Source organism: Pseudomonas sp. PF05 (assembly GCF_056521845.1).
On record NZ_JBWLPW010000022.1, the window covers coordinates 78201 to 86824 of the forward strand.

Below are 8624 nucleotides of genomic sequence, written 5' to 3' on the forward strand. Positions count from 1 at the left end.
GGCGGATGATGATTCACGTGGCCCTGTAAAGAGCCGATTCTAACAGACGATCGGCACAAAGAGCTCCCCGGCCCGAACTCTGTGGCGAGGGGAACCCCGCTGGCACGCGCCCGTAGATCCCCGTAAGAGCTGTGTAGGAGCTGTGTAGGAGCTGTCGAGTGCAACGAGGCTGCGATCTTTCCCCAGGCACTTGAGTCTCAAGCGAAAGATCAAAAGATCAAAAGATCGCAGGCTTCGCCAGCTCCTACAAAGTCCAGCGGGCGGTGCGACGTTTCGCTAAACCCCCTCGCCACAGAGGATTTCAGAATCCGTGTTCCGTTTTCGCCCTTGCTGTGGTATAAAATGCGCCGCTTTCCGGGGATGACCCCGTAAGCTTAAATCCACACACGTGTCGACACGATGACCTGGGTGCCTTTGGCTATATAGCCGCTGGTTGGTCATTGGGATACGTGGAGGCCAAACCCGACTTATCAAGGAACTATCATGTCCCAAGTCAATATGCGCGATATGCTGAAGGCCGGTGTGCACTTCGGTCACCAGACCCGTTACTGGAACCCGAAAATGGGCAAGTACATTTTCGGCGCGCGTAACAAGATCCACATCATCAACCTTGAAAAAACCCTGCCGATGTTCAACGAAGCACTGACCTTCGTAGAACGCCTGGCCCAGGGCAAAAACAAGATTCTGTTCGTCGGCACCAAGCGTTCCGCTGGCAAGATCGTTGCTGAAGAAGCAGCACGTTGCGGTTCGCCGTACGTCGATCACCGCTGGTTGGGCGGCATGCTGACCAACTTCAAGACCATTCGCGCTTCCATCAAGCGTCTGCGTGACCTTGAAGTCCAGTCCGAAGACGGTACTTTCGCCAAGCTGACCAAGAAAGAAGCGCTGATGCGCACTCGCGATCTTGAGAAGCTGGACCGCTCCCTGGGCGGTATCAAGGACATGGGCGGTCTGCCTGACGCACTGTTCGTGATCGACGTTGACCACGAGCGCATCGCGATCACCGAAGCCAACAAGCTGGGTATCCCGGTCATCGGCGTTGTCGATACCAACAGCAGCCCGGAAGGCGTTGACTACATCATCCCAGGCAACGATGACGCCATCCGCGCCATCCAGCTGTACATGGGGTCGATGGCTGACGCTGTTATCCGTGGTCGCAACAACGTGAATGGCGGCACCGAAGTCTTCGCTGAAGAAGCTCCGGCAGCAGCCGCTGAGTAATTGACGCCCTGGCGTTGACTCAGTAAGCAAAAAGGGGGCTTGGCCCCCTTTTTGCCACCTCGAAAACCATTTGCCGCCAGCGCAGTGATTTGTTTGTAACCTGCCGCGGCCTATAAGCAGTGGTTTTCCAGGAAGAATTGATCGCCCGTTCGATCGGGTGGAATGGTTGAAAACCTATCCAAGAGGATTTTGAAATGGCAGAGATTACTGCAGCGTTGGTCAAAGAACTGCGCGAGCGTACCGGCGAAGGCATGATGGACTGCAAGAAAGCCTTGACCAAGGCTGGCGGCGACATCGAAAAAGCCATTGATGACATGCGTGCTTCGGGCGCCATCAAGGCTGCCAAGAAAGCGGGCAACGTCGCCGCTGAAGGCGCCATCGCCATCAAGGACGACGGCAAGGCTGCCGTCCTGCTGGAAGTTAACTCCCAGACCGACTTCCTGGCTCTGCAGGATGACTTCAAGGCATTCGTCGCTGCCAGCGTCGACAAAGCCTTCGCTGACAAACTGACCGACGCAGCTCCGCTGATCGAAGCTCAGGAAGAAGCGCGCCTGGTCCTGGTTGGCAAGACCGGCGAGAACGTCAACATCCGCCGTCTGGTTCGCGTTGAAGGCGACGTGGTCGGTACTTACCTGCACGGCAACAAGATCGGTGTTGCGGTTGTCCTGAAGGGCGGCGATACCGACCTGGCGAAAGACATCGCCATGCACGTGGCTGCAACCAACCCTGAGTTCCTGCTGCCTTCGGACGTTTCGGCTGAAGCGATCGAGCGCGAGAAGGGCGTCTTCCTGCAGTTGAACGAAGAGAAGCTCAAAGGCAAGCCTGCTGAAATCGCAGAAAAAATGGTCAGCGGCCGTATCGCCAAGTTCCTGGCCGAAGCCAGCCTGGTTGAGCAGGCTTTCGTCAAGAACCCGGAAGTCAAAGTTGGCGACCTGGCGAAGAAAGCCGGTGCTGAAATCGTTTCTTTCACCTACTTCAAAGTGGGCGAAGGTATCGAGAAGCCGGTCGACAACTTCGCTGAAGAAGTTGCTGCCCAGGTAGCTGCTGCCAGCAAGCAATAAGACGGTTTCACGACTGTCGCCCAGAAGAGGCTGCCCGCTTAACGCGCGCAGCCTCTTTTTGGATGGGGATGCCGATTTATATTGGTTTCCTGTCGGAACTGGCTTACAAAGCCGTGTTCCGATGACGCTGTGTCAGCGTCAAGCTAGAGTGAACGCAGGCTGCAAACAGCTGCAGAGAATTTTTTGACAAATACGCCGCAGGAGAGATTCGCAATGGCTCAGCAGGGCAGTGGTTATCAGGCTCGCTATAAACGCATTCTACTCAAGCTTAGCGGCGAGGCCCTGATGGGCTCGGAAGAGTTCGGGATCGATCCGAAAGTGCTGGATCGAATGGCCCTGGAAGTCGGCCAGTTGGTCGGGATCGGCGTTCAGGTCGGCCTGGTCATAGGCGGCGGCAACCTGTTCCGCGGCGCAGCGCTGAGCGCGGCCGGCATGGATCGGGTCACGGGCGACCACATGGGCATGCTGGCCACTGTGATGAACGCCCTGGCTATGCGTGACGCGCTGGAGCGTGCCAATATCTCGGCCATCGTGATGTCGGCCATTTCCATGGTTGGCGTAACCGATCACTACGACCGCCGCAAAGCCATGCGCCACCTCAATTCCAAGGAAGTTGTGATTTTTGCCGCCGGTACCGGTAATCCGTTCTTCACCACGGATTCGGCCGCCTGCCTGCGAGCGATCGAGATCGATGCCGATGTCGTGCTCAAGGCAACCAAGGTCGATGGCGTGTATACCGCTGACCCGTTCAAGGACCCGCATGCCGAGAAGTTCGATCATCTGACCTACGATGAAGTGCTGGATCGCAAGCTGGGTGTCATGGACCTGACGGCTATCTGCCTGTGCCGCGACCACAAGATGCCGCTGCGCGTCTTTAACATGAACAAGCCCGGTGCCCTGCTCAATATCGTCCATGGCGGCGCCGAAGGAACACTGATCGAGGAAGTTCAACAATGATCAACGAAATCAAGAAAGACGCCGAACAGCGCATGCAGAAATCCGTGGAATCGCTGGCGCACAACTTCGGTCGCATCCGTACCGGCCAGGCGCACCCAAGCATCCTCGAAGGTGTGATGGTGCCGTACTACGGCTCCGATACCCCGATCAAGCAAGTGGCCAACATCACCGTCAAGGACGCGCGTACCCTGCAGGTCGTGGCCTTCGAGCGCAACATGCTGGCCGCGGTCGACAAGGCTATCGGCAGTGCCGGTCTGAACCTGAACCCGACCAACCTGGGGGAGCTGCTGCTGATCTCCATGCCGGCCCTGACCGAGGAAACCCGCAAGGGCTTCACCAAGCAGGCCCGTGATGTGGCTGAAGACGCCCGTGTTGCCGTGCGCAACATCCGTCGCGATGCCAACAGCCAGCTCAAGGACTTGGTCAAGGAAAAGGAAATCAGCGAAGACGAAGAGCGTCGTGCCACTGGCGAGATCGACGAGCTGACCAAGAAGTACGTGGCACAGATCGACGCGAATCTGGCGCAGAAAGAAAAAGACCTGATGGCCGTATAAGGGTCTCGTTTTCATGGAAAAGACCAAGCAGGCTGTGCCGTTCGCGGTGCCGCGCCACGTGGCGATCATCATGGACGGCAACAACCGCTGGGCCAAGAAACGCTTTATGCCTGGCGTCGCCGGGCACAAGGCGGGGGTTGATGCGGTTCGTGCGGTTATCGAGGTGTGCGCCGAGGCCGGGGTCGAAGTGCTGACCCTGTTCGCCTTCTCCAGCGAGAACTGGCAGCGTCCGGCCGATGAAGTCAGCGCCTTGATGGACTTGTTCCTCAAGGCCCTGCGTCGCGAGGCCAAGCGCCTCAACGAAAACAGGATCAGCCTGCGGATCATCGGTGATCGCTCGCGTTTCCATCCTGAGTTGCAGGCTGCGATGCGCGAGGCCGAGGCCGCGACGACGGGCGCCGATCGGTTTGTCCTGCAGATCGCCGCCAACTATGGCGGCCAGTGGGACATCGCCCAGGCTGCCCAGCGGCTAGCGCGAGAAGTCCAGGCCGGTCATTTGCGCCCGGAAGACATCACGCCGGAACTGCTGCAGACCTGCCTGGCGACCGGCGACCTGCCGTTGCCGGACCTGTGCATCCGTACCGGTGGCGAACATCGCATCAGCAACTTCCTGCTCTGGCAGTTGGCTTATGCCGAGTTGTACTTCTCCGACCTGTTCTGGCCGGACTTCAAACACGAAGCCATGCGCACCGCACTGGCCGATTTCGCTTCCCGTCAGCGTCGCTTCGGTAAAACGAGCGAGCAGATCGAAGCTGGAGCCCGGGTTTAATGCTTAAACAACGAATCATCACCGCCTTGATCCTGTTGCCCATCGCCCTGGGTGGTTTCTTCCTGCTCGAAGGCGCCAGTTTTGCGCTGTTCATTGGGCTGGTCGTGACCTTGGGGGCGTGGGAGTGGGCGCGGCTGGCGGGTTTTCCTGCGCAGTCGGCGCGGGTGGCCTACGCAGCGGCCGTGGCGGCCATGCTGTTGATCATGTACGTGGTACCCGGCCTCGCGCCTTGGGTGCTGGGTGCCGCGGTGCTGTGGTGGGCGACAGCGACCTTCCTGGTCCTGACCTATCCGCAGACTACCCATCATTGGGCCAACGCGGCGACCAAGCTGGTGATCGGCCTGTTGATCCTGCTGCCGGCCTGGCAGGGGCTGATCTGGATCAAGCAAGGCCCGCTGGGCAACTGGCAGATCATGGCCGTGATGGTGCTGGTCTGGGGCGCCGACGTCGGCGCCTATTTTTCCGGCAAGGCCTTCGGCAAGCGCAAGCTGGCGCCGAAGGTCAGCCCGGGCAAGAGCTGGGAAGGGGTCTATGGTGGCCTGGCCTTGAGCCTGGTGATCACCACTGTGGTCGGCTTCGTGCGGGACTGGACCGTCGCGCAGCTGTTGATGGGCCTTATTGGTGCAGCCCTGATCGTATTTGTGTCCGTGGTCGGCGACCTGACCGAAAGCATGTTCAAGCGTCAATCGGGGATCAAGGACAGCAGTAACCTGCTGCCCGGTCACGGTGGCGTGCTCGATCGCATCGACAGCCTTACCGCCGCGATTCCAGTCTTTGCCGTGCTGTTGTGGGTGGCGGCATCGTGAGTCGCCCCCAGCAGATTACAGTCCTTGGCGCGACCGGTTCGATCGGCCTGAGTACGCTCGATGTCATCGGCCGGCACCCGGAGCGGTACCAGGTGTTCGCCCTCAGTGGCTTCACGCGCTTGAGTGAATTGCTGGCATTGTGCATACGCCACACGCCGAGGTTTGCCGTGGTGCCTGAGGCCGATGCGGCGCGGGCATTGCAGGACGATCTGCGCGCCGCTGGCCTGCAAACCCGTGTGCTGGTGGGGGAGGAGGGGCTCTGCCAAGTGGCGTCCGACCCTGAGGTCGACGCCGTGATGGCGGCAATTGTCGGTGCGGCAGGCTTGCGTCCGACGCTGGCGGCGGTGGAGGCCGGCAAGAAGATCCTGCTGGCCAACAAAGAAGCGCTGGTGATGTCCGGCGCGCTCTTCATGCAGGCTGTGCGTAAAAGTGGCTCGGTGTTGCTGCCCATCGACAGCGAGCACAATGCGATTTTTCAATGCATGCCGCAGGATTTTTCCCGAGGCCTCGGCGCGGTAGGGGTTCGGCGGATTTTGCTGACAGCCTCCGGTGGTCCGTTCCGGCAGACACCGCTGGAAGAATTGGTGCATGTTTCACCCGAGCAGGCCTGTGCGCACCCGAACTGGTCCATGGGGCGCAAGATTTCCGTGGATTCGGCCAGCATGATGAACAAGGGGTTGGAGCTGATCGAGGCCTGCTGGCTGTTCGATGCCAAGCCATCCCAGGTCGAGGTGGTGATTCATCCCCAGAGCGTGATTCACTCCCTGGTGGACTACGTCGACGGTTCGGTGCTGGCCCAGTTGGGCAATCCGGACATGCGCACGCCGATCGCCAATGCCCTGGCCTGGCCGGAGCGCATCGATTCGGGCGTTGCGCCGCTGGACCTGTTCGCCATCGCTCGCCTGGATTTCCAGGCGCCCGATGAGCAGCGCTTCCCCTGCCTGCGCCTGGCGCGCCAGGCGGCCGAGGCGGGCAACAGTGCCCCGGCCATGCTTAACGCCGCCAACGAAGTGGCGGTTGCAGCGTTTCTCGATGGACGTGTCCGTTACCTCGAGATCGCGAGTATCATCGAGGAAGTCTTGAATCTCGAGGCCGTGGTTTCGGTCAATGACCTCGATACGGTGTTTACGGCCGATGCCAGGGCTCGTGAGTTGGCGGGCCAATGGCTGCAGCGCCACGGGCGTTGAAGCTGCGATACGTTAGCCAGGGTTGCCCTGGACAGGATTGCGGAGAAAACAGATGAGCGCGCTCTATATGATTGTCGGCACCCTGGTTGCCTTGGGGGTGTTGGTCACATTTCACGAATTCGGTCATTTCTGGGTCGCGCGTCGCTGTGGCGTCAAGGTCCTGCGTTTTTCCGTGGGCTTTGGCATGCCATTGCTGCGCTGGCACGACAAGAAAGGCACCGAGTTCGTCGTAGCGGCCATCCCGCTGGGCGGCTACGTCAAGATGCTCGACGAGCGCGAAGGCGAAGTCCCGGCCGATCAGCTCGATCAATCCTTCAATCGCAAGACCGTCCGTCAGCGTATCGCCATCGTCGCGGCGGGGCCAATCGCCAACTTCCTGCTGGCCATGGTGTTTTTCTGGGGCCTGGCGATGCTGGGCAGCGAGCAGGTGCGTCCGGTCATCGGTGCGGTGGAATCGGGTAGCATTGCCGCCCGTGCCGGGCTGGGTGCCGGGCAGGAAATCGTGGCGATCGATGGAGAGCCGACGACGGGCTGGGCGGCGGTCAATCTGCAACTGGTGCGTCGCCTGGGTGAGAGCGGCTCGTTGCAATTGATGGTGCGCGAGCAGGGCTCCACGGTGGATTCACCTCGCGAACTGGCCTTGGACAACTGGCTCAAGGGCGCCGACGAGCCGGATCCGATCCGGTCCCTGGGGATCCGGCCATGGCGTCCGGCGATGCCGCCAATACTTGCCGAGCTCGATCCGAAAGGCCCGGCCCAGGCTGCCGGCCTGAAGACCGGCGATCGGTTGCTGGCACTCGACGGCCAGCCGGTCGGTGACTGGCAACAGGTGGTCGATTCAGTTCGCGTACGTCCCGATAGCAAGATTGTGCTGCGCGTCGAGCGCGACGGTGCTCCAATCGATGTCCCGGTGACCCTGGCCGCCCGTGGCGAGAGCAAGGCGCCGACCGGTTACCTGGGGGCGGGCGTCAAGGCAGTGGACTGGCCGCCGGAAATGATTCGCGAGGTCAGTTTCGGCCCCGTGGCGGCGATTGGCGAGGGTGCGCGTCGTACCTGGACCATGAGTGTCCTGACGCTGGACTCGCTCAAGAAAATGTTGTTCGGCGAGCTCTCGGTAAAAAACTTGAGTGGACCGATAACCATTGCTAAAGTGGCGGGCGCTTCTGCCCAGTCGGGCGTCGCTGATTTCCTGAATTTCCTTGCTTATCTGAGCATTAGCCTGGGGGTTCTGAATTTGCTGCCCATCCCGGTACTGGATGGGGGGCATCTGCTGTTTTATCTGATCGAGTGGGCGCGTGGTCGTCCCTTGTCGGATCGGGTGCAGGGTTGGGGGATACAGATCGGTATCAGCTTGGTGGTCGGGGTCATGTTGCTTGCCCTCGTCAACGATCTGGGTCGTCTGTAACGCTTCGCTGAATTGCGAATCTGCCGCATTTTGCGGCAGTTTGTTTATTGCCAGTTGGAATAAGAAAGGACTTCATGAAACGTCTGCTGCTAACTGCGGTTCTCACCGTATTGATGATCGCCGAAGTTCACGCCGAGTCCTTCACTATCTCTGATATTCGCGTCAATGGCCTCCAGCGGGTCTCCGCGGGTAGCGTCTTTGGTGCCTTGCCGTTGAACGTCGGCGAGCAGGCGGATGATCGGCGCCTGGTGGAATCCACGCGTGCGCTGTTCAAGACCGGCTTCTTTCAAGATATCCAACTGGGCCGTGACGGCAATGTCCTGGTCATCACCGTGGTCGAGCGCCCGTCGGTCGCCAGTATCGAGATCGAAGGCAACAAGGCGATCTCCACCGAAGACCTGATGAAGGGCCTCAAGCAATCCGGCCTGGCCGAAGGCGAGATCTTCCAGCGCGCCACCCTCGAGGGTGTGCGTAACGAACTGCAACGCCAGTACGTTGCCCAGGGCCGCTACTCGGCCACCGTCGACACCGAAGTGGTGCCGCAGCCGCGCAACCGCGTCGGCCTGAAGGTCAACATCAACGAAGGCACCGTGGCGGCCATCCAGCACATCAACGTGGTGGGCAACACGGTTTTCCCTGACGAAGACCTGATGGACCTGTTCGA

9 protein-coding genes are annotated in these 8624 nt (G+C 60.2%); all 9 read left to right on the forward strand.

Annotated features, from left to right (window positions below; translation table 11 throughout):
• Window positions 1-483: 483 nt before the first annotated feature.
• Complete coding sequence (rpsB, locus tag AC09SL_RS26535; RefSeq protein ID WP_003198231.1) at window positions 484-1221, forward strand: 30S ribosomal protein S2; 738 nt, start codon at window positions 484-486, stop codon at window positions 1219-1221.
• Between the two features lie 194 nt (window positions 1222-1415).
• Window positions 1416-2282, forward strand: a complete 867-nt coding sequence (gene tsf, locus AC09SL_RS26540) for a translation elongation factor Ts (RefSeq protein ID WP_058543419.1) — start codon at window positions 1416-1418, stop codon at window positions 2280-2282.
• 213 nt (window positions 2283-2495) lie between these two features.
• Window positions 2496-3239 (forward strand): UMP kinase, encoded by a 744-nt coding sequence (pyrH, locus tag AC09SL_RS26545; protein WP_003198235.1) that lies wholly within the window; start codon window positions 2496-2498, stop codon window positions 3237-3239.
• Window positions 3236-3793 carry a ribosome recycling factor gene (frr, locus tag AC09SL_RS26550; RefSeq protein ID WP_058543418.1) on the forward strand — a complete coding sequence of 186 codons (558 nt, stop codon included), beginning with the start codon at window positions 3236-3238 and terminating at the stop codon, window positions 3791-3793. Before pyrH ends, frr begins: the two co-directional genes overlap by 4 nt.
• 13 nt (window positions 3794-3806) lie before the next feature.
• On the forward strand, window positions 3807-4562 hold the full coding sequence (gene uppS, locus AC09SL_RS26555) for a polyprenyl diphosphate synthase (RefSeq protein ID WP_058543417.1): 756 nt from the start codon (window positions 3807-3809) through the stop codon (window positions 4560-4562).
• Window positions 4562-5368: a phosphatidate cytidylyltransferase gene (locus AC09SL_RS26560; RefSeq protein WP_058543416.1), complete on the forward strand. Its 807-nt coding sequence runs from the start codon at window positions 4562-4564 to the stop codon at window positions 5366-5368. The genes uppS and AC09SL_RS26560 overlap by 1 nt, the downstream gene beginning before the upstream one ends.
• Window positions 5365-6555 (forward strand): 1-deoxy-D-xylulose-5-phosphate reductoisomerase, encoded by a 1191-nt coding sequence (gene ispC / locus AC09SL_RS26565; protein WP_058543423.1) that lies wholly within the window; start codon window positions 5365-5367, stop codon window positions 6553-6555. Before AC09SL_RS26560 ends, ispC begins: the two co-directional genes overlap by 4 nt.
• Before the next feature lie 52 nt (window positions 6556-6607).
• Window positions 6608-7960, forward strand: a complete 1353-nt coding sequence (gene rseP, locus AC09SL_RS26570; RefSeq protein WP_064107097.1) for an RIP metalloprotease RseP — start codon at window positions 6608-6610, stop codon at window positions 7958-7960.
• A gap of 74 nt (window positions 7961-8034) precedes the next feature.
• Window positions 8035-8624: POTRA domain-containing protein (locus tag AC09SL_RS26575; protein WP_479571963.1), on the forward strand; the 590-nt coding region annotated here is incomplete at its 3' end.